The 24,840-nt window shown below is 67.3% G+C and carries 27 protein-coding genes, 1 other RNA gene and 2 pseudogenes; 13 read left to right on the top strand and 17 right to left on the bottom strand.

The window, feature by feature from the left end:
• Positions 1 to 113 precede the first annotated feature (113 nt).
• The 4 genes from ACFO5K_RS13705 to ACFO5K_RS13690 form a co-directional block, all read right to left on the bottom strand.
• The gene (locus ACFO5K_RS13705; RefSeq protein ID WP_378561365.1) at positions 114 to 746 is read right to left on the bottom strand and encodes a hypothetical protein; all 633 of its coding nucleotides are present in this window, start codon (positions 744 to 746) and stop codon (positions 114 to 116) included.
• Positions 747 to 859: 113 nt separating this feature from the next.
• Positions 860 to 1,237 carry a hypothetical protein gene (locus ACFO5K_RS13700; RefSeq protein ID WP_378561362.1) on the bottom strand — a complete coding sequence of 126 codons (378 nt, stop codon included), beginning with the start codon at positions 1,235 to 1,237 and terminating at the stop codon, positions 860 to 862.
• Positions 1,234 to 1,548: a type II toxin-antitoxin system Phd/YefM family antitoxin gene (locus ACFO5K_RS13695; RefSeq protein ID WP_378561359.1), complete on the bottom strand. Its 315-nt coding sequence runs from the start codon at positions 1,546 to 1,548 to the stop codon at positions 1,234 to 1,236. Before ACFO5K_RS13695 ends, ACFO5K_RS13700 begins: the two co-directional genes overlap by 4 nt.
• Before the next feature lie 127 nt (positions 1,549 to 1,675).
• Positions 1,676 to 2,659 carry an AurF N-oxygenase family protein gene (locus tag ACFO5K_RS13690; protein WP_378561356.1) on the bottom strand — a complete coding sequence of 328 codons (984 nt, stop codon included), beginning with the start codon at positions 2,657 to 2,659 and terminating at the stop codon, positions 1,676 to 1,678.
• A 206-nt stretch (positions 2,660 to 2,865) separates the two neighbouring features.
• On the opposite strand from ACFO5K_RS13690, the gene ACFO5K_RS13685 reads away from it, so the two are divergent.
• Genes ACFO5K_RS13685 through ACFO5K_RS13675 form a run of 3 tightly spaced genes read left to right on the top strand, consistent with a single transcriptional unit; the run spans position 2,866 to position 5,562 of the window.
• Positions 2,866 to 3,969, top strand: coding sequence for an LLM class flavin-dependent oxidoreductase (locus ACFO5K_RS13685; protein ID WP_378563815.1), 1,104 nt, complete (start codon positions 2,866 to 2,868; stop codon positions 3,967 to 3,969).
• A complete protein-coding gene (locus ACFO5K_RS13680; RefSeq protein WP_378561353.1) occupies positions 3,966 to 4,592 on the top strand; it encodes an FMN reductase in 627 nt (208 codons plus the stop codon). The genes ACFO5K_RS13685 and ACFO5K_RS13680 overlap by 4 nt, the downstream gene beginning before the upstream one ends.
• 7 nt (positions 4,593 to 4,599) lie before the next feature.
• A complete protein-coding gene (locus tag ACFO5K_RS13675) occupies positions 4,600 to 5,562 on the top strand; it encodes a DUF5996 family protein (protein WP_378561350.1) in 963 nt (320 codons plus the stop codon).
• A 28-nt stretch (positions 5,563 to 5,590) separates the two neighbouring features.
• Here the strand turns inward: ACFO5K_RS13675 and ACFO5K_RS13670 are convergent, their stop codons facing one another.
• The 3 genes from ACFO5K_RS13670 to ACFO5K_RS13660 all read right to left on the bottom strand — a co-directional run bounded on the left by ACFO5K_RS13670 (position 5,591) and on the right by ACFO5K_RS13660 (position 8,830).
• Positions 5,591 to 6,067: a hypothetical protein gene (locus ACFO5K_RS13670; protein ID WP_378561347.1), complete on the bottom strand. Its 477-nt coding sequence runs from the start codon at positions 6,065 to 6,067 to the stop codon at positions 5,591 to 5,593.
• A gap of 129 nt (positions 6,068 to 6,196) precedes the next feature.
• A complete protein-coding gene (locus ACFO5K_RS13665; protein WP_378561344.1) occupies positions 6,197 to 7,405 on the bottom strand; it encodes an acyl-CoA dehydrogenase family protein in 1,209 nt (402 codons plus the stop codon).
• A gap of 30 nt (positions 7,406 to 7,435) precedes the next feature.
• A complete protein-coding gene (locus ACFO5K_RS13660) occupies positions 7,436 to 8,830 on the bottom strand; it encodes an acyl-CoA dehydrogenase family protein (protein WP_378561341.1) in 1,395 nt (464 codons plus the stop codon).
• A 257-nt stretch (positions 8,831 to 9,087) separates the two neighbouring features.
• Between ACFO5K_RS13660 and ACFO5K_RS13655 the strand changes: the two genes are divergently transcribed.
• Positions 9,088 to 9,225 carry a hypothetical protein gene (locus tag ACFO5K_RS13655; protein WP_378561339.1) on the top strand — a complete coding sequence of 46 codons (138 nt, stop codon included), beginning with the start codon at positions 9,088 to 9,090 and terminating at the stop codon, positions 9,223 to 9,225.
• Positions 9,226 to 9,256: 31 nt separating this feature from the next.
• Here ACFO5K_RS13655 and ftsX read toward each other — a convergent pair whose 3' ends face one another.
• The 9 genes and pseudogenes from ftsX to ACFO5K_RS13610 all read right to left on the bottom strand — a co-directional run.
• Positions 9,257 to 10,159 (bottom strand): permease-like cell division protein FtsX, encoded by a 903-nt coding sequence (gene ftsX, locus ACFO5K_RS13650; protein ID WP_378561336.1) that lies wholly within the window; start codon positions 10,157 to 10,159, stop codon positions 9,257 to 9,259.
• On the bottom strand, positions 10,159 to 10,848 hold the full coding sequence (ftsE, locus tag ACFO5K_RS13645; protein ID WP_378561333.1) for a cell division ATP-binding protein FtsE: 690 nt from the start codon (positions 10,846 to 10,848) through the stop codon (positions 10,159 to 10,161). The genes ftsX and ftsE overlap by 1 nt, the downstream gene beginning before the upstream one ends.
• Before the next feature lie 55 nt (positions 10,849 to 10,903).
• Positions 10,904 to 11,053 carry a hypothetical protein gene (locus ACFO5K_RS13640; RefSeq protein ID WP_378561330.1) on the bottom strand — a complete coding sequence of 50 codons (150 nt, stop codon included), beginning with the start codon at positions 11,051 to 11,053 and terminating at the stop codon, positions 10,904 to 10,906.
• Complete coding sequence (locus ACFO5K_RS13635) at positions 11,040 to 11,897, bottom strand: mechanosensitive ion channel family protein (protein WP_378561327.1); 858 nt, start codon at positions 11,895 to 11,897, stop codon at positions 11,040 to 11,042. The genes ACFO5K_RS13640 and ACFO5K_RS13635 overlap by 14 nt, the downstream gene beginning before the upstream one ends.
• 128 nt (positions 11,898 to 12,025) lie before the next feature.
• On the bottom strand, positions 12,026 to 13,144 hold the full coding sequence (gene prfB, locus ACFO5K_RS13630; RefSeq protein ID WP_378563812.1) for a peptide chain release factor 2: 1,119 nt from the start codon (positions 13,142 to 13,144) through the stop codon (positions 12,026 to 12,028).
• 111 nt (positions 13,145 to 13,255) lie between these two features.
• Positions 13,256 to 13,726, bottom strand: a pseudogene (locus tag ACFO5K_RS13625) (MmyB family transcriptional regulator); the annotation flags it as partial.
• A 180-nt stretch (positions 13,727 to 13,906) separates the two neighbouring features.
• Positions 13,907 to 14,056, bottom strand: a complete 150-nt coding sequence (locus tag ACFO5K_RS13620) for a hypothetical protein (protein ID WP_378561324.1) — start codon at positions 14,054 to 14,056, stop codon at positions 13,907 to 13,909.
• A 192-nt stretch (positions 14,057 to 14,248) separates the two neighbouring features.
• A complete protein-coding gene (locus ACFO5K_RS13615) occupies positions 14,249 to 15,172 on the bottom strand; it encodes a hypothetical protein (protein ID WP_378561321.1) in 924 nt (307 codons plus the stop codon).
• A gap of 368 nt (positions 15,173 to 15,540) precedes the next feature.
• Positions 15,541 to 15,645 (bottom strand): annotated as a pseudogene (locus ACFO5K_RS13610) (transcriptional regulator); the annotation flags it as partial.
• Positions 15,646 to 15,786: 141 nt separating this feature from the next.
• On the opposite strand from ACFO5K_RS13610, the gene ACFO5K_RS13605 reads away from it, so the two are divergent.
• From ACFO5K_RS13605 to ACFO5K_RS13570, 8 genes are all read left to right on the top strand, one after another.
• On the top strand, positions 15,787 to 16,371 hold the full coding sequence (locus ACFO5K_RS13605; RefSeq protein WP_378561318.1) for an NADPH-dependent FMN reductase: 585 nt from the start codon (positions 15,787 to 15,789) through the stop codon (positions 16,369 to 16,371).
• Positions 16,372 to 16,434: 63 nt separating this feature from the next.
• Positions 16,435 to 17,220, top strand: a complete 786-nt coding sequence (gene hisN, locus ACFO5K_RS13600) for a histidinol-phosphatase (protein WP_378561315.1) — start codon at positions 16,435 to 16,437, stop codon at positions 17,218 to 17,220.
• 261 nt (positions 17,221 to 17,481) lie between these two features.
• Positions 17,482 to 19,308: a DNA helicase RecQ gene (gene recQ / locus ACFO5K_RS13595; RefSeq protein WP_378563809.1), complete on the top strand. Its 1,827-nt coding sequence runs from the start codon at positions 17,482 to 17,484 to the stop codon at positions 19,306 to 19,308.
• Between the two features lie 64 nt (positions 19,309 to 19,372).
• A complete protein-coding gene (locus ACFO5K_RS13590) occupies positions 19,373 to 19,603 on the top strand; it encodes a hypothetical protein (RefSeq protein WP_378561312.1) in 231 nt (76 codons plus the stop codon).
• 182 nt (positions 19,604 to 19,785) lie between these two features.
• Positions 19,786 to 20,424 (top strand): YdcF family protein, encoded by a 639-nt coding sequence (locus tag ACFO5K_RS13585; protein WP_378561309.1) that lies wholly within the window; start codon positions 19,786 to 19,788, stop codon positions 20,422 to 20,424.
• A 103-nt stretch (positions 20,425 to 20,527) separates the two neighbouring features.
• Positions 20,528 to 21,466: an acyl-ACP desaturase gene (locus tag ACFO5K_RS13580; RefSeq protein WP_378561306.1), complete on the top strand. Its 939-nt coding sequence runs from the start codon at positions 20,528 to 20,530 to the stop codon at positions 21,464 to 21,466.
• Between the two features lie 47 nt (positions 21,467 to 21,513).
• Positions 21,514 to 21,987, top strand: a complete 474-nt coding sequence (smpB, locus tag ACFO5K_RS13575; RefSeq protein ID WP_378561303.1) for an SsrA-binding protein SmpB — start codon at positions 21,514 to 21,516, stop codon at positions 21,985 to 21,987.
• Positions 21,984 to 22,847 carry a DMT family transporter gene (locus ACFO5K_RS13570; protein ID WP_378561300.1) on the top strand — a complete coding sequence of 288 codons (864 nt, stop codon included), beginning with the start codon at positions 21,984 to 21,986 and terminating at the stop codon, positions 22,845 to 22,847. The genes smpB and ACFO5K_RS13570 overlap by 4 nt, the downstream gene beginning before the upstream one ends.
• Positions 22,848 to 22,850: 3 nt before the next feature.
• Here the strand turns inward: ACFO5K_RS13570 and ACFO5K_RS13565 are convergent, their stop codons facing one another.
• The gene (locus ACFO5K_RS13565) at positions 22,851 to 24,149 is read right to left on the bottom strand and encodes an ABC transporter substrate-binding protein (protein ID WP_378561297.1); all 1,299 of its coding nucleotides are present in this window, start codon (positions 24,147 to 24,149) and stop codon (positions 22,851 to 22,853) included.
• A 148-nt stretch (positions 24,150 to 24,297) separates the two neighbouring features.
• Between ACFO5K_RS13565 and ssrA the strand changes: the two genes are divergently transcribed.
• Positions 24,298 to 24,670: a transfer-messenger RNA gene (gene ssrA / locus ACFO5K_RS13560) on the top strand.
• Positions 24,671 to 24,840: the final 170 nt, after the last annotated feature.

Here is a 24,840-nt window from a genome sequence, read left to right as displayed (position 1 = left end):
CGAGCGGTCCGCCCTCCGCTACCGGTCGGTCGCCCAGGTTACGGGGGCCGCCGCCGACCGGCCGCGCACGACTGCTGCCCGTGAGGGCACAACCGTGCGCGGCCGCAGCGGAACTACCTGTTGACAGCGCCGAACGAGGGCTGCTGGATATGCGCGAGCTGGTAGGCGTACCCGTCCGGGTGCGCCTCGTCGACCGGCACCGACCAGCGGTGCCACAGGCTGCCGTACACCGCGGCCACGATCAGGCCGTTGCCGGTCTCCAGCGGTGCGGTACGGATGGTGGTGTCGACCGGCACATCCATGTGCTCGGTGAGCACCGCGGTGCCGCTCTGCCCGGTGGACAGATTCAGCCACATCACCTCGAGCTTCGCGCCGTCCTGTACGGGCGCGATGGTGCCGGGCCCGCCGAAGAAGCCGAAGCGGAAACCGTCGACGTCCAGGGCGATGCCCGAGCCGTACACCCCCGGCCCGGTGCCGTTCTGGCCGATATCGGAGGTGGCGGGGATCTGGAAGGGCTGGGCGGGCAGGGCCACCTCGACCGTGCCGTCGGCGGTGAGCCGGTCCAGCGCCGCCAGCGCGCTCGGGTCGTCGGCGACGGAGGTGCGCAGATCCGAGACGGCCGCGGCCACATCGACGGTCTGGGTGGTGGGGTCGGCGGCCGCGGGGCCGGCGAAGACGAGGGCGACTGCGGCCGATGTGGCAGCGATCGCGGTGGTGCAGCGACGCATGAAACTCAGATGATGCATAACCAGCTCTCCTCGAGTGTTCCTGGTGCAGCTTTTCCTGGTTCGCGCACCGTAACAGGAGACGGATTTCACGTTTGACCACCGCCCCCGTGAACTCGCTGTTCAGCCGGGTGTCACGGCATCGGCGCGACGTGCACCTTGTAGCCCCGGTACAACTCGGGTTTGGCGGTGAGCACCGGCATGTCGAGGTTCTGGGCGGTGAACACGACCGGCGCGATGAGCGGCCAGTCGGTGTGGTCGTCGGCCATCGGCACCGTGGTGCCGGTGCGGATCGCGCCGGCCGCGTCGAGCTCGGCCCAGCGCACCGCGACGCGGTTGTCGAGCAGGCGTCCGAGTTCGTCGATGTTGTCCACGGCTCGCATGGCGGCCATCAGACTCACCGTGGGCACCACCATGATTCGGCGTTGCTGGGTGAACTGGCGCATGATCACCTGCCCGAACAGCGGCGACCGGGCCAATGAGGTGAGTGCGGTGTGGTCGGCGACGCTCACCGGCGGCCCGCGGCCGTGCCGTCCAGCGCGCCCATCACCTTGCTCAGCTTCGCCTCCGCCTCGGCGACGTCGTCGGCGGAATGCTGTTTGATCCGATCGTCGAGCCCGCCGAGGATCTGTTCGCGCAGATCGTCGTTGAAGTAGGCGGGCGGTAGTGCCCCGTGCCGCAATACTTCCGCGGGTACCACTGCGACCAATTCTTTTCCCTCCCGGGTCACGATCACCGGCCGTCCGCTGGCGGACACCCCGTCGAAGACACTTCCGAGCTGACCCCGTAACTCGGTCAGCGGGACACTCTCGTAATCAGCCATATCCCACTGTACATCGCTGTGTACAGTCTGCCTTGCGAACGGCCGAGCTCAGCAAGTGGGGCGCGGCGACTGTCGAACGCGGTGAGCGTAGTGGGGCTCGCTGGGAAACCCGGCGGGCCCCACGGACTCACGCGACCTTGCGGGCCGGTTCGCTGCGGTAGCGGGTGACCGGGCCGTCGATGCCGAGCAGGCGCCAGGTGAGCCGCGCGACGGGGTTCATCAGGCCGCTGTTGGTGGCCAAAGCGCGCACATCACCGAAGATGTTGCGCATCACCGACTGCGATTCCGGGCTGCTCCAGTACGCGTCGCGCATCACCTCGGCCGGGATGTCGAACTTCTGCACGAACTCCTTCGGCGGCGTCATGATCATGTCGAGCATGATCCGCATCGCGATCGGGAACAACACCGACAGCACCGATTTGGTGACCACGTTCATGCCGGGAACATTCCGGCGCAGGTATTCGTGGGCGAAGGAGATGTGGCGAGCTTCCTCGGCCACATGGATCTGCATCACGCGCTGCACCATCGGGTGCAGGTCCACGCCGCCGCGCAGCAGCGACTTCTGCAGGTGGTCGATGGGCTCCTCGCCACCCAGGATCATGGTGAAGAACAGTTCGGGGAAGTACTTCACCGCGGGCCAGATGGCCATGGTGAGCTTGCGGTCGATGGTGCCCATGCCGACCACATCGCGGTAACCGATGCGGTTGATCATCTCCTGGAACATCATCGTGTGGTTGCACTCTTCGGCCGCCTCGTGGGTGATGTACCGGAACTCCGGGTCACCGTTGGGCACCGAGATCAGGTACTGCATCAGCCCACGGATCAGCAGCTGCTCGAAGTCCAGACCCACCTTGGCGATGCCGGCCTGGCGCCACATGCCGATGGCGATCTGCTTCTCGATCGGCTGGGCCTTGTACCAGGGGTGGCGGCCCAACGGGTCCTCCGCCGGCATGATCCAGCGCGGGTCGTCGGCGTGGACGGCGAACTCGGGCGATTCCCAGTCGATGTCGACGTAGGGATCGAAGTGCCGGTTCACCGAGCCTTCGGACAGATTGCGCAGGATCTCGTGGTATTCGGGATCGGTGGCGGTGTTCTTCACTGTCGACAGCATCGGCGATGTCTCCTTCGGTGTGGCGCAGATCCCACGATATATGAGACTTGGAGTCTCAGACAAGTGTGCACCACGGAGTTCTCCGCTCGCGACGCACCCCACGGATCGACGTAGGATGAGGCGACGCGACCAGCACGCCGCACGTTTGACCAGGCAGCCGGGTTCTCCCCGGCTCTGAGCGACCGAGGTGGGACTGCATGAGCGGAATGCAATTCGGGATCTTCTCCGTCGGAGACGTCACCCCCGATCCGACGACCGGTCGAACACCGAGCGAACACGAACGCATCGCGGCCACCGTGGCGATCGCGCAGAAGGCCGAAGAGGTCGGCCTCGACGTCTTCGCCACCGGTGAGCACCACAACCCGCCGTTCGTGCCCTCCTCGCCCACCACCCTGCTGGGCTACCTCGCCGGGCGGACCGAGCGGCTGATCCTGTCCACGTCGACCACGCTGATCACCACCAACGACCCGGTCAAGATCGCCGAGGACTTCAGCGTGCTCCAGCACCTGAGCGAGGGCCGGGTCGACATCATGCTCGGGCGCGGCAACACCGGGCCGGTCTACCCGTGGTTCGGCAAGGACATTCGCGCCGCCGTCTCGCTCACCGTCGAGAACTACGAGCTGCTGCGCGCGCTCTGGGACGAACCGATCGTCGACTGGAGCGGCAAGTACCGCACACCGCTACAGGGCTTCACCCTGGCGCCGCGCCCACTCGACGACGTGGCGCCCTTCGTCTGGCACGCCGCCATCCGCACCCCCGAGATCGCCGAGCTGGCCGCCTACTACGGCGACGGCTTCTTCGCCAACCACATCTTCTGGCCGGCCTCGCACACCGAACGCATGATCGCGCTGTACCGGCAGCGCTTCGCCCACTACGGGCACGGCACCGCCGAACAGGCCGTCGTCGGCCTCGGAGGCCAGGTGTTCATGCGGCCCAACAGCCAGGACGCGGTCGAAGAGTTCCGGCCCTACTTCGACAACGCCCCCGTGTACGGGCACGGTCCGTCACTGGAGGAGTTCACCGCCCAGACCCCGCTGACCGTCGGCTCACCGCAGGAAGTGATCGACCGGACGCTGGGCTTTCGTGACTATGTCGGCGACTATCAGCGTCAGCTGTTCCTCGTCGACCATGCCGGGTTGCCGCTCAAAACCGTGCTCGAACAACTGGATCTGCTCGGTGCGGAGGTGATCCCGGTGTTGCGCAAGGAATTCGCCGTCGGCCGAGGGGACGAGGTACCCGACGCGCCCACCCACGCCTCGCAGGTCGCCGCGGCCCGGAGCCGGGCCGGCGCCGACGAGGACGCGCGGTGAAGAAGATCGCCGTGGTGAGCGGCGGACTGCGCGAACCCTCCTCGACCCGGCTGCTCGCCGACCGGCTCGGTGCGGCGGTGCGGGTCGCACTCGACGGCGAGGCCGAACTGACGGTGCTCGAACTACGCCACCTCGGTCGCGCGATCATGGACGCGATGCTCACCGGCTTCCCGAGCACCGAACTCTCCGCGGCCTTCGACACCGTGGCCGACGCCGACGGCCTGATCGCGGTGACACCGGCCTTCAACGCCTCCTACAGCGGGCTGTTCAAGTCCTTCTTCGACGTGCTGCCCGAGGAAACACTGTCGGACATGCCGGTACTGATCGCCGCGACCGGCGGCACCGACCGGCATTCGCTCGTGCTCGAACACGCGATGCGCCCGATGTTCTCCTACCTGCACGCCATCATCTCGCCGACCGGCGTCTACGCCGCCACCGACGACTTCGGCTCCTGGGAGGCCGGTAGCCTGCGCGCCCGCGTGGACAAGGCGGGCGCCGACTTCGCCCGCCTGCTCACCTCCTGTGGACAACGCCGTCGCCGCGACGTGTTCGCCGAGGAACTCGACGCCATGTCGAGGCTGCTCAACGGACCCGATCGCACCCGCCGCGCACCCGAGGAATGAGGAACCGATGACCCGAATCACTCCACCCAAGGCGACCTGGCCCATCCTGCGGGTCGACTCCTGGTCCGATACCCGCGACACGGTGCACATGTGGTCGCAGATCGTCGGCAAGGTGAAGATGGCGGGCAGCCCGCTGGTGAACCACTGGTGGAACGCCACCTTCGCGGTGAGCGCGCGTGGACTCGCCACCGGCGCCATCCCGGTCGACGGCCGCGCCCTCGACATCGAATTCGACTTCGCCGACCACGAACTGGTGTTTCGTACCAGCGACGGACTGCATGCCGCGATGGGTCTGCGGCCACGCACCGTCGCGGACTTCTACGCCGAATTCGTCGAGGTGCTCGACCGCCTCGACGTCACGGTGCGCATCGAAGCCGCACCCAACGAGGTCGATCCCGCGATCCCCTTCGCGCAAGACACCACCCACCAGTCCTACGACGCCCATGCGATGGGGCTGTGCTGGCAACAACTGGTGCAGATCAACCGGGTCTTCCAGCTGTGGCGCGCGGGTTTCGCCGGCAAATCCAGCCCCGTGCACCTGTTCTGGGGTTCCTTCGACCTGGCGTGCACCCGCTTCTCGGGACGCACCGCACCGCGGCATCCGGGCGGCGCCCCCAACTGCGCGAACTGGGTGATGGAGGAGGCGTACTCCCGCGAATGCGCGAGCGCCGGCTTCTGGCCCGGCGGTTCCGAGGGAATGTTCTACGCCTACAGCTATCCCGAGGCCGACGGCTACTCGGCACAGCCCGCGGGACCCGATGGCGCGCACTGGGATTCGACACTGGGTGAATTCGTCCTGCCCTACGAGGTGGTGCGGCAGTCCGCCGACCCCGACGCCACCCTGCTGCACTTCCTCGACACCACTTACGCGGCCGCCGCCGACCTGGGCGACTGGGATCGCGCGCTACTCGATGTCGACCCGCACCGCCTGGACCGCGAACTCCGCACCGACGACACCACCACCCTCTGAGCCCCGGCGCCTGCCCGGTGCGCGTTCGTCACGGGGCCGACCACACCCGGTAGTCGGCCTCGACGATCTGCGACCAGTCGAGTCCGGTCAGGCCGGTGACGATGTCGATGATGAAGTCCTCGTCGTATCCGGGTTCCAGGCGCGCCTCTTCCGGGAGCACCCCGCCGGCCTCGTCGGCGATCTCACCGCGGGAGTAGATGACCCGCCGGATGGACTGCGCGCCGGAATACCAGGCGAAGCCGTAGGTGTCGGAGACACTGTGGGTGGCGTAGGCGAGCAGCCGCCGCTCACCGGCGATCGCGAGCGCGGCCTCGTCGTCGAAGGTCACCAGAATGTGCGGGTCCAGGATCGACGTCCACCCGCCGACCGCGGCCACCGCGTAATCCACGGGTCGCGAGTACGCACTGCCCAGATCCAGGATCTCCCCGGTTTCGATGGTGTGCCCCGGCAACGCCCCCACCTCCACCGCCCCCGCCACGAGCAGCCCGTTCACATTCCAGCCCATGCCGCCCTCGTTTCCGCCCGCCCCACGGCACGCGATCGTGTCAGCCTAACCAGTGCGGGCGACAACTCGGCCGAACGCAGAACCGGCGCGAGTCGAGTGACCCGCGCCGGTTCCCTGTTGTCTACCAGCTCACTTCAGCTCGGCGCTGGTCTTGCCGAGTACCCGGCGGGCCACGATCAGCTGCTGGATCTGCTGGGTGCCTTCGAAGATGTCGAGGATCTTCGAGTCGCGGCTCCACTTCTCCAGGAGCAGGCGCTGGGAGTAGCCGAGGGTGCCGGCCAGTTCCACGGCCTTGAGGGTGACGTCGGTGCCGGTGCGGCCGGCCTTGGCCTTCGACATCGACGCCTCGAGGGAGTTGGGCTTCTTGTTGTCGGCCATCCAGGCGGCGCGCAGCGAGAGCAGGTAGGCCGCTTCGTAATCGGCTTCCATGCGCAGGAATTCGGCGGCCGCGGCGGACTGGTTCATCGCGGGGGTGTCGTAGGAGATCTCGACACCGGCCTCGGTGAGGATGGCGCGCAGTTCCTCGAGTGCGGCGCGGGCGACACCGACGGCCATGGCCGCTACGAGCGGGCGGGTGTTGTCGAAGGTCTGCATGACCCCCGCGAAACCCTTCTCCACGTTCACTTCCGGCGAGCCGAGGATGTTGTCGGCGGGGATCCGGCAGTCCTGCAGCAGCAGCACGGCGGTGTCGGAAGCCTTGATGCCGAGCTTGTGCTCGAGCCGCGCCACCGACAGACCCGGTGCGTCACGCGGTACGACGAAGGACTTGATCGCGGCGCGGCCCAGGCTCTTGTCGACCGAGGCCCACACCACGATGTGGGTGGCGCGCTCGCCGGCGGTGACGAAGATCTTCTCGCCGTTGAGCACCCATTCGTCGCCGTCGAGCACGGCGGTGGTGGTGACCGCGGCGGAATCGGACCCGAAGGAGGGTTCGGTGATGGCCATCGCGGCCCACACCTTGCCGAAACGTTCCAGCTGCTCGTCGGTGGCCACCGCGGCGATCGCCGCGTTGCCCAGCCCCTGGTAGGGGATGGTCAGCAGGAGGCCGACGTCACCCCACGCGGTCTCGAGGGTGTTCATCAGCGAGGACATGTTGCCGCCGTTGGCATTACCCACGGCGGCGGCCTCGTCACCGCGTCCGCCGGAGGCGCCACCGATCTGCTGGGTGCCCGAGTCGGCGAGCCCTTCGATCATGGCCGACATGGTGTCGAGCTCGACCGGGTATTCGTGCTCGGCGAGGTCGTATTTGCGTGAGATCGGACGGAAGATCTGGGCGGCGACCTGGTGGGCCTGGTTGGCGCTCGCCCTCAGCTTCTTGGGGAGTTCGAGATTGATCATGGGAAGTCTCCTGGAAGGTAAGAAAAGCCGCTACACCAGCACGATGCCCTCGGCGACGCCGATGGCCCGAAGATCGCGATACCAGCGTTCGACCGGGTGCTCCTTGGTGAAGCCGTGGCCGCCGAGCAGCTGCACCCCGTCCAGACCGATCTGCATACCCTTGTCGGTGGCGAGCTTGCGGGCCAGCGCCGCCTCGCGGGCGAACGACAGCCCTTGCTCGGCGCGCGAGGCGCCACGCAGGGTCACCAGCCGCAGACCGTCGAGCTCGATCGCGATGTTGGCCACCATGAACGCCACCGCCTGCCGGTGCGAGATGGGCTCGCCGAAGGCTTCGCGTTCGTTGACGTAGGGAACCACGTAGTCGAGCACGGCCTGCCCGGTGCCGATGGCCAGTGAGGCCCAGCCCAGGCGGGCCAGCTGCACGGCATCGGCGTACTCGGCGGCGCGCGCCTTGGCGTCACCGTCGCCGAGTACCGCGTCGGTGCCGACCGCGACGTTGTCCAGGATCAGCCGGCCCATGCCCGCGGCGCGCAGACCCATGTTGGGGTCGGCTTCGACCGACAGGCCCGCGGACGCGGATTCGACGATGAACAGTGCGGGGCGGCCGTCGAGTTCGGCGGCCACGATGAACAGTTCGGCGTCGGCCGCGGCCGGTACCAGGCTCTTGACACCGTTGAGGCGGTAACCGCTGGGGGAGCGGGTGGCCTTGGTCTGCAGGGCGAACGGGTCGAACAGGGCGCGCGGTTCGCTGATGACCACCGAAGCCTGCGGGACGTTCTCGCCGGTGAAGGCGGGCAGATACGTCTGTTGCTGGGCGTCGGTGCCCCACTGCGACAGCGCCACGGCCACGCCGCTGGGCGCCAGGATGGGCAGCGCCAGGCCCATGTCGCCGTAGGAGAGGGCTTCGGCCACCATGGAATTGGTGACCGCGCCGCGTTCGGCGGCCGCGCCTTCGAGTTCCTCGGGGACGTTGATCAAGGTGATGCCGAGTTCGGCGGCGCGCTCGAGCAGGTCGCGCGGGGCCGCGGCGGCGTTGTCGGCGTCGTAGGCGGCCGGGCGCAGGATCTCCCCGGCGAAGTCGCGCACGGTCTCGACGATCATCTGCTGTTCGTCGGACGGGGTGAGGTCGAAGTAGTCCTTGGTCTTGGCTTCGTTGTCGGGCAGCCGCTGGGGCTTGCCGCCGCCGGTGACCTTGGCGAAGGTGCGGGTAGCGGCGCCCAGGGTGCGGAAACCGGTCTTGGTGCCCTCGTAGGTGACGCGTTCGATGGGCTTGCGCAGGTTGTACTTCTCGGCGAGCTCGGACCCGGTAATCGTGGTCAAAGCCCGCATCGCGGCGCCCATCCAGTCCCGCTTGGGCTGGCTGAGGCCGACCGCGGACGTGTCGTTCGGACCTCGCTTGATCGCGCTGTCTCGAGTGCTCATCATCACCTGATTTCCTCGGCTGTCGGGGCGCTTGCGACCCCGCCTATCTTACTCCTCGGTAAGACTATCTTACTCTTGAGTAAGAAGTGCAAGGATCAGCTGTGGAATCGCCGGATTCTGTCACGCTGAACCAGTGCGCGTCCTAGGATCGGCTTTCGCGCTCGTCCTGCTGGTAACCTCGGGCCGCTACGGCTATCACCGCGACGAGCTGCACTTTCTCGCCCCCGGTCGCCTCCAGATGCTGCTGCGTGCGCCGACGGATGCGCAGCGCGAACCGGCGAGTGCTCGACAACGGAGTCGGCATCGACAACGACGAACAGGGTGCACCGATGTTCGTGTGCCGCGACCCGGTCCGGCCGTGGTCACAGGTGTGGCCCCAGTTGCGCACCCTCGGCTGAATCCGGGCCACGTCGGTGACGCGCCCGGGTCCTATTCGCGCACGTAGAACCGCAGGGTGAGATACGCGGTGACGGCGGCGAAGACGATGCCGACCGGGGCGATCGTCAACGCGACCACGGCGATGTCGTCGCCGGTGATGCGCGGGAAGACATTGCTGTCGAACAGTGGGCCCAACGCTCGGTCGATCACCAAGGGGCGGGCGAGGACCAGGCCGCCGACCGCGAGTACCGAACCGACGAACGCGGCCGCGACCGCCTCGAGCAGGAACGGTAACTGCGTATACCAGCGCGTCGCGCCCACCAGGCGCATGATGCCGACTTCGGTGCGCCGGGTGAACGCGGCGATCTGCACCATGTTCAGCACCAGCAGCATCGCCGCCAGCGCCATCACCAGCGCCAACCCGAACGCCGCGTTGCGCAGGCCGTCGAACAAGCTCACCAACCGGTCGACGAACTCCTTGTCGTTGGCCACGATCCGCACACCATCACGGGTCGCGAAACTGTCGTAGATGTGCTGGTACTGCTCGGCGTCGGTCATCTTCACCCGCAGCGAAGCGGGCAGCGGGGAATCGGTGATGTACTGCACCATCTCCGGCTGATCCTCGAACAGCTTCTTGGCCTCCTCCAGCGCGTCGGCGCGGTTGAGGAACTGCACGCTCTCCACCCCGGAGGTCTGCTTCAAGTCGGTGAGCAAGGTCTTGCACGGTTCGGCGGCGCAGTCGGGATCGTTCTCGGAGATGGCGTCGTCGAGGTAGAAACGCACCTCGAGGCGGCCGATGAAGAAGTTCTCGGTCTTGTCGGCCATCCGCACCGACAGCATGCCGCCACCGAGCATCATCAGCGACACCGCGGTGGTCAGGATCATCGCGACGGTCATCGTCAGGTTGCGGCGCAGACCGTCGACGACCTCGGTGAACAGGAAACTCAGTCGCATTATCGTCCCACCCCGTAGACACCGGTCGCCTCGTCGCGCACAAGTCTGCCGTGGTCGAGTTCGACCACCCGCCTGCGCATCGAGTCGACGATGTTGTTGTCGTGGGTGGCCATCAGCACCGTCGTGCCCACGCGGTTGATCCGTTCCAGCAGCGCCATGATGTCGGCGCTGGTCTCGGGGTCGAGGTTGCCGGTCGGCTCGTCGGCCAGCAGCACCAGCGGCCGGTTCACGAACGCGCGCGCGATCGCCACCCGCTGCTGCTCACCACCGGAGAGCTCCGAGGGCAGCCGGTTGCCCTTGCCACCGAGCCCGACCATGTCGAGCACCTCGGGCACGGTCCGCTCGATGAACTGGCGTCGCTTGCCGATCACCTCCAGCGCGAAGGCCACGTTCTGCTCCACGGTCTTCTGCTGCAGCAACCGGAAGTCCTGGAAGACGCAGCCCATCCGCTGACGCAACTTCGGCACCTTCCTCGCGGGCAACCGGTCGACCCGGAAGTCGGCGACCCGGATCTCGCCCGCGTCGGGCGCGTCCTCCTTGAGCAGCAGGCGCATGAAGGTCGACTTCCCCGAACCGGACGGGCCGATGATGAAGAGGAACTCGCCCTTGTCCACCTCGACCGAAACGTTGTCCAGCGCCGGCCGCGTCGAGGTCTTGTACGACTTGGTGACGTTGCGCATGGTGATCACGAGGAGCCAGTGTAGCCAGCGCTCGCCCGCGTCCCGGCCGGACGCGACGCGCCGATCAGCGTTCGGGCGCGGGATTCACCCAGGTCGGAACCGCATTGAACAGGTTGCCGTCGGGTGTCTTCTCGGTCGGTTTCACGAGCACATAGACGACGAAAGTCGACAGCCACGCCGCCAACAGGATCGCTGTGGACTTACGTGGTTTCACTGATTCCCTCCTTACGCAGGGCCGCGGCGACACGTACCCGCAGTTCACGACCCACTTCGAATTGTTTGCCCGGCAATGTGCGAGCAACCATCCGGATGTTCATCTCGGCGATCGACAGCCCCTCGACACCCATCACCGACGGTTCGTCGAGCAGCAGCGGCTCGAGGCGCGGATCCTGGTAGGCCTTCTGGCACACCTCGTGCAGGACCTCGTTGATCCTGGTGATGTCGGCCTGCGCGGAGACCGGCACGTCGATCGCCGCGCGCGCCCAGTCCTTGGACAGGTTGGTGACCTTCACGATCTGGCCGTTGGGGACCGTGATCACCTCGCCGTCGGAGTTGCGCAGCGTGGTGATGCGCAGGGTGACGTCCTCGACGGTGCCCTCGGCCGGGTCGGCGGAACCGATCACCGCGATCTGCACCACGTCACCGAAGCCGTACTGGCGTTCGGTGATGATGAAGAACCCGGCCAGGATGTCCTGCACGATGCGCTGGGCGCCGAAACCGAGCGCGGCACCGAGCACCGCGGCGGGCGCGACCAGGCCGGTCACCGAGAAGCCGAGCCGGCGCAGCACCTCCATGCCCACCAGCACGTAGACGATGGTCAGCACCACCCAGGTGACCACCTGGGCCAGTGCGTGCCGGTGCTTGGCCGCCTCGGTGCGCACCAGTGCGTCGCTCGTCTGGAAGGTCGAGTCGATCTTGGTGGTCACCCGGTCGCGCAGGAACGCGGCGAACCGGCCGAACAGCATCGCGCCGACGATCAGCAGCACGATCTCGAGGCCGCTCGAACGCAGCCAAGAGGTGATCCCGGGCGCGGTGTCGAGCGCGAGGAGATCGGTCATCGAGTCCCCTCCGGGGCACCGCACAGGCACAGTTTCGGTTCGGTCGAACGCACACCAGAAAGGTTACAGGCAGGTCACGGCGCTCGGTCAAACGTGGTGAAGGACACGGTTTGTCAGCGAACAGGTGGCTACGCGTCGGCCTGATCGCGCATGCGCCAACGGATCCCGGATTCGATGAAGCCGTCGATGTCACCGTCGAGCACCGCGGTCGGGTTGTTCACCTCGTGGTTGGTGCGCAGATCCTTGACCATCTGGTACGGGTGCAGCACATAGGAGCGCATCTGGTTGCCCCACGACGCGCCCTCGTTGGTCTTGAGCGCGTCCATCTGGGCCCGCTCCTCCTGGCGCTTGCGCTCGAGCAGTTTGGCCTGCAGCACGCGCATCGCCGAGATCTTGTTCTGCAGCTGCGACTTCTCGTTCTGACAGGTCACCACGATGCCGGTGGGGATGTGGGTCAGGCGTACCGCGGAGTCGGTGGTGTTCACGCTCTGCCCACCGGGCCCGGAGGAGCGGTACACGTCGACGCGCACGTCGCCGTCGGGGATCTCGATGTGGTCGGTGGTCTCCACCACCGGCAGCACCTCCACCTCGGCGAAGGAGGTCTGGCGACGCCCCTGGTTGTCGAACGGGCTGATCCGCACCAGACGGTGGGTGCCCATCTCGACCGAGAGCGTGCCGTAGGCGTAGGGCGACTTCACCGCGAAGGTGGCGCTCTTGATACCGGCTTCTTCGGCGTAGGAGGTGTCGTAGACCTCGACGCTGTACTTGTGCCGCTCGGCCCAGCGGATGTACATGCGCATCAGCATCATCGCCCAGTCGGCCGCGTCGACACCGCCCGCGCCGGACCGGATGTTGACCAGCGCGTCGCGCTTGTCGTACTCGCCCGAGAGCAGGGTGCGCACCTCCATCGCCTCGATGTCGACGCGCAGCGCGGCCCGCTCGGCGTCGGCATCGGCGGTGGCCTCCTCGGCGGCCGCGCCCTCTTCGGCTTCGGCGAGCTCGTAGAGCACCGGCAGGTCTTCGAGGCGCTGACGCAGCTCCTCCACCCGGCGCAGCTCGTTCTGGGCGTGCGACAGCTCGCTGGTCACCTGCTGGGCGTGGTCCTGGTTGTTCCACAGCTCGGGATCGGCGGCCTGATGTTCGAGCTCATCGATGCGTCGGCGGAGCTCCTCGACATCGAGGACCGACTCGACCGTCTTGAGCGTGGTGTCGAGTTCGGCGAGGTCGGCGATAACGTCAGGATGCACGATGCCCAAGGTTACCGGTCGGCACCGACACCACGAAACACGCGCACCCCTCGCGCACCCCGCGACCGCCCGCAAGCTGCCGGGACGCCGGCCCAGCAACCCGTCCAGCGCCGCCGCACTCCGCTCGTCGGCGGGCAACAGGACATACAACGACTGATCATCGTCGATCGACAGGTCCAGCGATTCGTAGGCCAGGCGCAGCTCGCCCGCATCGGGATGACGCAGCCGGTTGATCCCGCCCGAAGGCGGCAGCCCGGGCACGGCGGCGAGCCGGTCGGTGAACGCGCTGCCCGCGGTGACGGTGAGCTCGTCGACCAGCGCGGCGACCATCGGATCGGCGCGATAGGGCCCCTGTTTGAGCGAGGCGACGAGTTCGTCGGCCGCCTCGCCCCAATCCGGGTACAGCGCACGCGCCCCCGGATGGGTGAACACGAATCGGGCGACATTGGCCGGTTCGCCCTGTTCGAACAGCCCACTGTGCCCCAGCAGCCGCCGATAGCCCTCGGTGCAGGCGAGCACCTCGGTGAACCGGTTGGTGATCGCGGCGGGCGCCGGCTCGAGCTGCGCCAGAATCGCCAGCACGGTCGGCCGCACCGTCCGGTTGGGCCCGGCCTCGGCGGCACCACAACTGAAACCCGACACGCCCTTGGTGAGCTGGTGCAGGTGCACGCGTTCGCGCGGACTCGACCGCAGCGTGTCGGCCAGCGCCGACAGCACCGGCGCCGAAGGATGCCGGTCACGGCCCTGCTCGAGCCGGATCAGCTACTCCACGCTCACCCCGGCCAGCATCGCCACCTCGGCCCGGCGTAGACCGGGCGTGCGCCTGCGCGGCCCCGCGGGCAGGCCCACCGCGGCCGGCGAGATCGCCTCGCGCCTGGTGCGCAGGAACAGCCCGAGCTCGTTGTCACTCACCTGTCCGACGCTACCCAGCCGCGCGCGGTCGACAGTGGCCGTGGCACTACCACTCTCAGCGTGGTCTCCCTGTCGGTGCCGTGACGTCCGGGGCAACCCAAGTTTCACCGAACCACACACAAGGAAGGACCCAGGCCAGATATGCCCTGAACATCCACAATCGGGCTATGCAATAGATGGTGTGCCAGAACTTCAGTGCTCCAGGCCGACGAGACGTCCGCTTTTTATTCGGTCGAGCGCACCTTTGGACTCAAGTTCGTGACGCTGCTCGGGGTGCTCCTTGTAGTAAGCGAGGAGGCACAGCAAGAGGGCTGGGTCAATGCCGAACGATATCGCGGGAAGAACAATCCTTCCGTCACCTCTGTTGCGACCCAATCGCAACATCCTATTTTTTACGATATCAGTCTTGAATTCTCGGTCAGGCCGCGGTGCCAGGCATATGCAGTTGACGTTGTTCACGACCTGTGGCCAAATCTGATCAACATCATCCCACGATACCGATACGGTAACCGGTCCAACAATTCGTAACACTCCGTCCTTGTTGAGCATCAGACTGTTATCGCTGGGACCAATAAAGAGAAATGCAAAAACGGTGGCAAGCAATCCTGCGACTGCGATTGAAATCATAATAGCTAGTGCATCGAAGGTGACCCGATCCCCGTGCCCCTGGTCGCTATGGGTGAGTAATTGCTCAAGAAAAAGCGCCGCCCGCACGAGTAGGAAAATCATTCCTGCAACCAGCCAGACAAAAAGGGTGGCCCGCCAGTACCGTACTAAGCGGACTCTAAGACCGAGAACCTCGCCTCCGGTTCCATGGACGACGATATTTCGAGGTATCCGTTTTCGTCGAGCTCGCAAATGCGGTATGCCCGCCGCCACAAAGGTCATTCCCATAAAAACCGCTACCAGCCCAAATGCCGCCCGTGTTGCGTTTCCGGATTCGGCTGCATCGATGATGTAGGGGATGAACACCAAGGTTACGATCGCGAAGAAGGTGGTGGCTGCAACCGTCTGTATTGCCGGACGTGGTTTTCCCCACTCGCTCCGCCAGGCCGGAAGTGGAACCCTGACCCCGCCGGTTGGGATCAGCGGTGATTTCTTTGAGTGCACCGACATTGTGACTACTTTCTACTTGAACGGCTCTTCAGCGACGTACGCCCCACCGGCTCCTCCGAAGAGTCCGCCGAGGAGGGCGCCACCCGCGCCGCAAGCAATCGGAACCCATGCTCCGACTCCGGTGAGAACAGAATTGCGCACCGAGCCATGCACGACCCATTCCGCCCACTGTGCCACCGACTGCATTGGCGACCGCTTGATCGACCAGCTATTCCGGTCTTTCGAAGCTCATTGATCTTCGCGTTCGCGGTGACGATGCCGCGATCGTGGACCTCGAAGCCCCATTCAAGAAAGGTGTCGTGTTTGGTGAGTACAAAGTCCTTGGCGCCTCGAAGGGCCGTCTTACCCGGCCAGCATCGCCACCTCGGCCGGCGCAGACCAGGCGTGCGCCTGCGCGGCCCCGCGGGCAGGCCCACCTCGGCCGGCGAGATCGCCTCGCGTCTGGTGCGCAGACCGAGTTCGTTGTCACTCACCGGTCCGACGCTACCCAGCCGCGCGCGGTCGACAGTGGCCGTGGCACTACCACTCTCAGCGTGGTCTCCCTGTCGGTGCCGCGGCGCGTGAAGGTGGATGCACCGGCCGATCGGACCGGGATCACGACGAAGGAGAACATCGTGTCCGCACTCAAACTTGCGCTCGTCATCGGTAGTGTCCGCGAGGGCCGCTTCGGTCCGGTGGTCGCCGACTGGTTCGCCCAGCGCGTCGACGACCGCTTCGACGTCGACGTCATCGACCTCGCCGACTTCGAGCTGCCCGCCGAACTGCCCGCGGTGCCGCCGTTGCTGGATCCCGACCCGGTGCGCCCGGCCGGGATGGTCGAGTTCACCGAGCGACTGGCCGCCGCCGACGCCTACGTCATCGTCACGCCCGAATACAACCGCAGCTATCCGGCGGCGCTGAAGTCGGCCATCGACTGGCACTTCACCCAGTGGGACGCCAAGGCGATCGGCTTCGTCGGTTACAGCGGCGGGTCCGGTGGGCTGCTGGCCATCGAGCATCTGCGTCAGGTGTTCAACGAGCTCAACGCCCACACGGTCCGCAACTATGTGTCGTTCCCGCGCTATTACCGGCTCTTCGACGAGAACGGTGCGCTGCTCGAACCGCAGGAGTTCGAGGCGGATGCGGAGGCGATGCTCGACCAGATGCACTGGTGGGCCAGCGCGCTGCGAGCCGGCCGCCTCGCGCAGGCCCTCGTGTGAGCCGCCCGCCCCGTGCAGGTCTCCCCGTGGGCGGTCACACATTCGCCCCATACACTTCCTGACGTGGCTGCTTACACCGCTGACCTGGACCTTGCCCTGCGACTGGCCGACGAGGCCGACGCGATCTCGCGCGAGCGCTTCGGCGCTGTCGACCTGCAGGTCGATTCGAAACCGGACCTCACCCCGGTCTCGGACGCCGACCTGGCGGTCGAACAGGTGATCCGGCGGGTGCTGGCCGAACAGCGCCCCGATGACGCTGTGCTCGGCGAGGAGTTCGGTGGTGAGGCCGACTTCACCGGTAGGCAGTGGGTGGTCGACCCGATCGACGGAACCAAGAACTTCGTGCGCGGGGTACCGGTCTGGGCGAGCCTGATCGCTTTGCTCGAAGACGGTGTCCCGGTGGTCGGCGTCGTTAGCGCGCCCGCCTTGGGCCGGCGCTGGTGGGCGGCGGCCGGGTCGGGCGCGTGGGCACAGGTCCATCCGGGCGCACCCAAGCCCATCACCGTGTCGGCGGTGGCCGACCTGGAATCGTCGAGTCTGGCGTTCTCCAGCCTGTCGGGCTGGCACGAGCGGGGCCTGCGCGAGAACTTCATCGAGCTCACCGACGCCGTCTGGCGAGTGCGCGGCTACGGCGACTTCTTCAACTATTGCCTGGTGGCCGAGGGCGCGGTGGACATCGCCGCCGAACCGGAGGTCTCGCTGTGGGACCTGGCCGCCCTCGACATCCTGGTTCGCGAGGCCGGTGGCGCGTTCACCGCCCTGGACGGGCAATCCGGCCCGCACGGTGGCGATGCGGTGGCCACCAACGGCCTGCTCCACGGCGAGGTCCTGGCTCGTTTGCGCAGCTGAAACCGAGTTGTCCACATGTGGAGAACTCTCGGTCAGCGGCATCGTCGAGTCCGGTGGCCGGGCTGCGCGCCGGGCCCTCGCTCGTAGGATGGCCCGGTGAGCAATTCCGGCGCCACAGCCCCCGATGTCGACGACCTCCCACCCGAAGACTTCCCACCCGACGACGCGTATCCGTCGAGCGGCGGTTACGTCTCCGAGCACGACTTCGACGACACCGGCGGCTTACACTTCGACGATCTCGCCCCCACCCCGGGCCGCGCGGTGGCGGCACCGCGTCATGGCGAAACCGCCGACGAGGTACTGAGCCGGGTCTTCGGCTACGACAGTTTCCGCGGTGACCAGGCGGCGATCGTCGAGCACGTCGTCGGCGGTGGCGACGCGCTGGTGCTGATGCCGACCGGTGGCGGCAAATCGCTGTGCTACCAGGTGCCTTCGCTGGTGCGCCCCGGTGTCGGGGTGGTGGTGTCGCCGTTGATCGCGCTCATGCAGGACCAGGTCGACGCCCTGAGCGCGCTCGGGGTCCGGGCCGGATTCCTCAACTCCACCCAGTCGCCCGACCAGCGGCGCACCGTGGAGGCGCAGTTCGTCGCGGGCGACCTCGACCTGCTGTACCTGGCGCCGGAACGGTTGCGTCTGGAATCGACACTGCGTCTGCTCGAACGCGGCACCGTGGCACTGTTCGCCATCGACGAGGCGCACTGCGTCGCCCAGTGGGGCCACGACTTCCGCCCCGACTACCTGGCGCTGTCGCTGCTGCACGAGCGCTGGCCCGACGTGCCGCGCATCGCGCTCACCGCCACCGCCACCGAGAAGACCGCCGCCGAAATCGTCGAACGGCTCGACCTCGGTGCGGCGAAACAGTTCGTGGCCAGCTTCGACCGGCCCAATATCCAGTACCGGATCGAAGGCAAGAACCGTCCCGACCGCCAGCTGCTCGACTTCATCCGCGCCGAACACCCCGGCGACGCGGGCATCGTCTACTGCTTGTCGCGCAATTCGGTGGAGAAGACCGCGGCCACCCTCAACGAGAACGGCATCCGCGCGGTGCCCTATCACGCGGGATTGGATCACCGCACCCGCGCCGAGAACCAGGCCAGGTTCCTGCGGGAGGACGGGCTGGTCGTGGTCGCCACCATCGCGTTCGGCATGGGTATCGACAAACCCGACGTCCGCTTCGTCGCCCACCTCGACCTGCCCAAATCGGTCGAGGGCTACTACCAGGAGACCGGCCGCGCCGGCCGCGACGGGCTACCGTCCACGGCCTGGATGGTCTACGGCCTCGCCGATGTGGTGCAGCAGCGCAAGATGATCGACTCCAGCGAGGGCGACGCCGCGCACCGCAGGCAGTTGCAGCTACACCTGGACGCGATGCTCGCGCTCTGCGAAACGGTCCACTGCCGGCGCGTGCAGCTGCTGAACTATTTCGGCCAGCCCGGCACCGCCTGCGGCAACTGCGATGTATGCCTGAACCCACCCGAGACCTGGGACGGCACCGTGCCCGCCCAGAAACTGCTCTCCACGGTGCTGCGCCTCAAACGGGAACGCGGACAGTCCTTCGGCGCCGGCCACCTCGTCGACATCCTGCTCGGCAAGACCAATCCCAAGGTCACCCAGCACCGGCACAACGAGCTGTCGGTGTTCGGGATCGGCACCGACCTGCGTGACACCGAGTGGCGCGGGGTGGTGCGGCAGCTGCTCGCGGGCGGGTTCCTCGCAGTACAGGGCGAATACGGCGTGCTGGCGCTCACCGACGCGGCCAACGAGGTGCTGTTCGAGGGCCGAAAGGTGGCGTTGCGCCGCGAACCCGAACGCCCGACCCGCCCGGCGCGCACGTCCAAGTCGGCGAAGGCGTCCGTCGACCTGCCCGCCGCCGACGTCCCCGTGTTCGAACGTTTGCGGGCCTGGCGTGCGGCGACCGCCAAGGAACAGGGCGTACCCGCCTACGTGGTGTTCCACGACGCCACCCTGCGCGAGATCGCGGCGCGCAAGCCCGCCGACCTGGCCGCGCTCGGCACCGTCACCGGGGTCGGCGAGAACAAGCTGGCCCGCTACGGCGAGGGGGTGCTCACGGCACTGGCCGAGGAGTAGCCGCCCGCCACAGCGCATCCGGCAACCCCGCCGGATTCGGGGGGCGGCGCGTTACCGTGGATTCATGGCGAACGGTGAAGGCTCCGAGACAGAGTCGGGCGGGGCGGCCCCGGGCGGCGGAGACGCCGGCGGACCGCCGTCGCACCGGCACGTCGACCCGGTGGTCGCGCCGTCGCTGCTCGGCACCCGTCATCCGGTGACCCGCCGGGGGCGCCCACGCTGGTCGACCGTCGCGCTGATCACCCTCTTCGCCGGCGCCCTCGCCCTCTACCTGGCGCTGCGACCCGGCGGCTGAGATACCGCGCAATGCAGCAACGGCACAAAAGCTTTTGTGATGACGCGGGCCAGCCGATCACCCGGGCCCTTGTGAATTCCGGTAGCCGCAGGTCATAACCCCGGACGGTGTCCGTCTCGCGGCGCACTGTTGGCCTCCTCGACCGATCGAACCGATCGGTCCCGCGCGAGGAGGCGATGGGAATGGTGTGGGTGACCCGGGCGAAACGAGGACTGTGCGCGGCGCTGACCACCACCGGATTGGTGTGCGCGGCAATGCAATCAGCGGGTGCGCAACCATCGGTGCCGGTCGCTGTGCGGGATGTGCACCGGGTGTTGACGCCCACCCTGCCAGGTACTTACGGCGATGACACCGCGGTCGTGATCCTCGGCTACGGCCTGACCCCGGAGGGCGCCATGCGCAAAGAGCTGGTCCGCCGTTTGCAGACCGGCTTCGTGCAGTCGGTCTTCGCGCCCAGCTCACCGATCGTCGTCACCGGCGGGAACCCGCGGGCCGGCACGAGCGAGGCGGACGCCATGGCCGAGTGGCTGGTGTCCGCGGGCATCGACCCGGCCCGGATCCTGCGGGAAACCCGGGCGGAGTCGACCGTCGCCAACGCGCGCAACACCGCCGCGCTGATGGACGAGCACAACTTGCGCACCGCCGTGCTGATCACCTCCGACGACCACGTGCGACGCGCCAGGGCCGCCTTCGACGCGGCCGGTGTCGAGGTGGTCGGTGAGCTGACACCCGGGGCCACCCCGTGGCCGGTGCTGCCGCTGCGGATCGAGCAGTTCGGTCCGGTACTGCCCACCGACCAGTTCGCGCGGCATCCGCTGTGACCGGACACAGACTTTCGCCACTGCGCCCACGGGCACCGATGCGGTGGCTGATCGTGGGTAGCCGGGACGCCGCGTCCCCATCCGCAACTCCGAGGTGACATCCATGCCGCTCCATCTGTCCGACAGTGACATCCTGGCCGAGCTCGAAGCGACCGCCGAAGCCAACCTGAACGACCACCTGGCCAAGGCCAAGACCTGGCACCCGCACGACTACGTGCCGTGGGACGAGGGCCGCAACTTCGCGGCGATGGGCGGCATCGACTGGGATCCCGAACAGTCGAACCTGAGCGAGGTGGCCAAGGCGGCGATGATCACCAACCTGCTCACCGAGGACAACCTGCCCTCCTATCACCGCGAACTCGCCGACACCTTCGGCCTCGACAACGCCTGGGGCACCTGGGTGGGCCGGTGGACCGCCGAGGAGAACCGCCACGGCATCGTCATGCGCGACTATCTGGTGGTCACCCGGGCCGTCGACCCGGTGGCGCTGGAGGCGGCCAGGATGGCACACATGACAGCGGGCATCGCCAAGCCGGAAAAGGGCTCACAGTTCCTGCGCGGAGTCGCTTATGTCACGTTCCAGGAGCTGGCCACCCGGATCAGCCACCGCAACACCGGTGCCCTGTGCGCGGACCCGATCGCCGACCGCATGCTCGCCCGCATCGCCGCCGACGAGAACCTGCACATGATCTTCTACCGCAAACTCTGCTCCGCGGCGCTCGACCTGACCCCCGACGCGGCCGTGTCGGCCATCGCCGATGTGGTGCTGCGTTTCCAGATGCCGGGCCTCAACCAGCCCAATTTCCGCCGCAACGCGGTGCTGCTGGCCAAACACGGCGTCTACGACCTGCGCCAGCACCTCGACGTGGTGCTCAAGCCGGTACTGCGCACCTGGCAGATCTTCGAACGCTCCGATTTCGGCAGCGAAGGCGAACGCGCCCGCGACCAACTGCACGCCTACCTGGCCGACCTCGAGGTCAAAGCCGCACGGTTCGAGGAGCAGCGCGACCGCTCGCTGGCCAGGGCCGCGGCTCGGGCCTGATCCGACCATGGAATAAAGAACTGGCGGCGTCACTTACAGTTGCCATCATGAAGGAGAAAGGCCGGAAGGTCATCGCGACCAACCGCAAGGCCCGGCACAACTACACGATCCTCGACACCTACGAGGCGGGGATCGCGCTGGTCGGCACCGAAGTCAAGAGTCTGCGCGAGGGCAAGGCCTCGCTGGTGGACGCCTTCGCGACCGTCGACCAGGGCGAGGTCTGGCTGCGTGGTCTGCACATCCCGGAATTCAGCCACGGCACCTGGACGAATCATTCGCCGCGGCGCACCCGCAAGCTGCTGCTGCACAAGCGCGAGATCGAGCACCTGCTCGGCAAGTCGAGGGAGGGCAACCAGACACTGGTGCCGCTGTCGATGTACTTCGCCGACGGCAAGGTGAAAGTGGAGCTCGCCCTCGCCAAGGGTAAACAGGATTACGACAAGCGCCAGGATCTGGCTCGCCGTCAGGCCGAGCGTGAGGTCACCCGCGAGATCGGTCGGCGGGTCAAAGGCATGCGTTGATCTCGATCCTGCTCGCCCTGATCGCGGCGACGGGTTACGGAGTCAGCGACTTCTTCGGTGGTATCGCGGCGCGCAGGGTCACTGCCCTGCGCGTCGTTGTCGTTTCCTATCCGTGGTCGGTGCTGTTGGTGCTGCTGATCGCACCGCTGGTCGGCGGGGCCGCCGACACGGCATCGATGCTGTGGGGGCTGGCCGCGGGCGTGGCCAGTGGGCTGGCGGTGTGGTGGTTCTACGCCGCGCTGGCCGACGGGCCGATGTCGGTGGTGTCGCCGGTGACCGCGGTCCTGGTCGCCGGCATTCCCGTGGTGGCCGGCCTGTTCCTCGGTGAACGCCCCGGTGTTATCGCCGTCGCCGGGATCGGGCTCGCGCTGATCGCGGTGGTACTGGTGAGCCGGGAGGCGCCCGACGAGACCACCGAGGAGATCATCGGCGGTCGCGAGCTGCGGTTCTCCCGTCGCGTCGCCCTGCTCACCGTGGGCTCGGGCGCCGCGTTCGGCCTCACGTTCTTCTTCCTGCACGAAACCAGCCCGAGCGCCGGCCTGTGGCCGCTGCTCGGCCAGCGCGCCGCCGCGACGGCCGTGGTGTGGATCTCGGCCCTGGGCGCCCGGGAGTTCGGTGGACTGCACGGTGAACCATTGCGGCTGGCGCTGTGGATCGGCGTGCTGGACGTGATCGCCAACGCCGCGCTGCTCTACGCCTTCCACGGCGCGATGCTGTCGGTGGTGAGCGTGATCGGCTCGTTGTACCCGGCGGCGACGGTGCTGCTGGCGATGGTGCTGCTCGGTGAGCGGATCAGCGCGACGCAGAAGCTCGGTATGGGCCTGGCGCTCGCGGCGGTCGCCATGATCGCCGCGAGCTGAGGCCTACAGCCGCGTGCAGGGCTCCTGCAGGCCCAGCCGGGCCAGCGTCGGGCCCTGATATCCGACCGCGATCGCCCGCGCCCCCATCGGCGCCTCCGCGTCCGGTTCGAACACCGCCGACCACTCCCGGCCCAATTCGGGAGTGGCGGCCCCGACCGGGTGAATGGCGACCATGCCCTCTCCGTCCGGTGTCAGGTCCTCGGCCGCGCGCCGCAGGCCCGCCCTGGTGAGTTCGCCGTTCTCCGCCGCCGTGGTGAGCAGGGCCTCGAGCGGGTAGGAGATGGCCCAGCCCAGCGAGTAACCGAAATTCGCGGGTTCGCCGACGGTGGCCGCCCGAGCACGGCGGGCACCGACGCTGTCGCCCGCCCAGCTGTCCACCGGCGTCATGTAGTTGTAGTACGCGGTGAGCGCGGGTGCGGCGGCCGACTGCAGCAGCGCCGCGTTCCAGGTGGGCAGCGAACCGAGGAACCGGCCGCTGAATCCGGACTTCACCAACTTGCCCACGATCTCGGCGGTCTCGGCGGGGCCGGTGGCCAGCATCACCAGGTCGGGCGCTGCGGCCAGCACTTCGCCCACCGGGCCGTCCTGGTTGCCGACTTCACCGTTGGGACCGGTGTCGATGCGGTCGACGATGGTGGCGCCGTTGGCCAGGGCCCACTTCAACGCGCCGCTGGCGTAGTCGCCGCCGTAGTTGCCGCGATAGGCGACGATGGCGATGTCGCGCGGCGCGTAATGGTTCTCGGTGAACCAATCGAGCCCGGTCACGGCCTCGGTGCAATAGGAGTAGCCGGCGCTGAGCACCAGGTTGCGGTCGGCGCTGCGATAGTTCCAGCCCGACCACTGGGTGGCCGCGGTGCTCACCATGTCGTCGGCGTCCATCTGGTTGAGCATCGCGATGGTCTGGGAGGTGCCGAAACTCATCGCCAAGGCCAGCACGTCGGGCTCGATCTCGGCGTACCCGGCGCGGTGGCTGCCCGGATCCAGCGAGGTGTTGCGGGTGTAGGTGGAGATGTCGACGTCGTAACCGCCGATCCCGCCTGCCTCGTTCACCGCGTTCCAGAACGCCAGCTGGCCCTCGTGCATCGACGCCCCGAGCGCGCTGAACGGCCCGTTCTCCAGATCGGAGAGCACGCCCAGATACAGGCACCCCCGATCCTTGTGCACCGAACCGGGGCACGGGGCGCTGCTCACGCCGGGCCCTCCGTTCGCCCCGCCCGACGAGCAGGCCGTGGCCAGAACGAACGCGGCGACCACCGGGATCGCCGCGAATCGGCGCGACGCACGCCGACTGGTGAATGCCATCAGGTAACTCCTTGTCCAGCCGCCCAGGCGATCTCGCTGTCCCGGTACGGCCGAACGAGAACAGTACCCGCCAACCGCCGGAAAATATGGGGAAGAAACGACGCGCCTGCGGTGTTACTATGACAAGCCCGCAGAGTGCGGGGCGTACGGGGCTGAACGGTTTCGACTGCGTACGTTGATTCAGGGGAAGCGTGTCGGTGCAGGCAAGAGACCACCGTAAGCGTCGTTGCAACCAATTAAGCGCCGATTCCAATCAGCGCGAGTACGCCCTCGCTGCCTAAGTAGCCAGGTCGTCTCTGTCAGTCCGGGTTCGTCCCTCGACCCGGGTACTGGCATCAGCTAGAGGGAATTACCGTCCAGGTCGGTCGCGGATCTGGGCGGGACATCGAACAGCGACTGGGATCGTCATCCGGGCTTGTTCGCGAGACCCGGAGGTCCGAGCAGAGACATAGCGAACTGCACACGGAGAAGCCCTGAAGATGCGGCGGAGGACCCGGGTTCGATTCCCGGCAGCTCCACTCGAGGCCCCTCACCTGACACGAAGGTGAGGGGCTTTTCGTGCCCGACAAGCCACAGAACCGGGCCGTGTCCCATATTTTGCCCACAGCTGGCAGCGGCGTGGCCGCCACGGCGCTGATCCGGGCTAGATTCCTGGCAGCTCCACTTGACGAGAACCCACAGCTCAACGATC

Origin of the sequence: Nocardia halotolerans (assembly GCF_042650145.1) — a bacterium.
Taxonomy (GTDB): domain Bacteria; phylum Actinomycetota; class Actinomycetes; order Mycobacteriales; family Mycobacteriaceae; genus Nocardia; species Nocardia halotolerans.
Note: the sequence above shows the minus strand (reverse complement) of the source record. Positions and strands in the feature narration are given on the sequence as shown.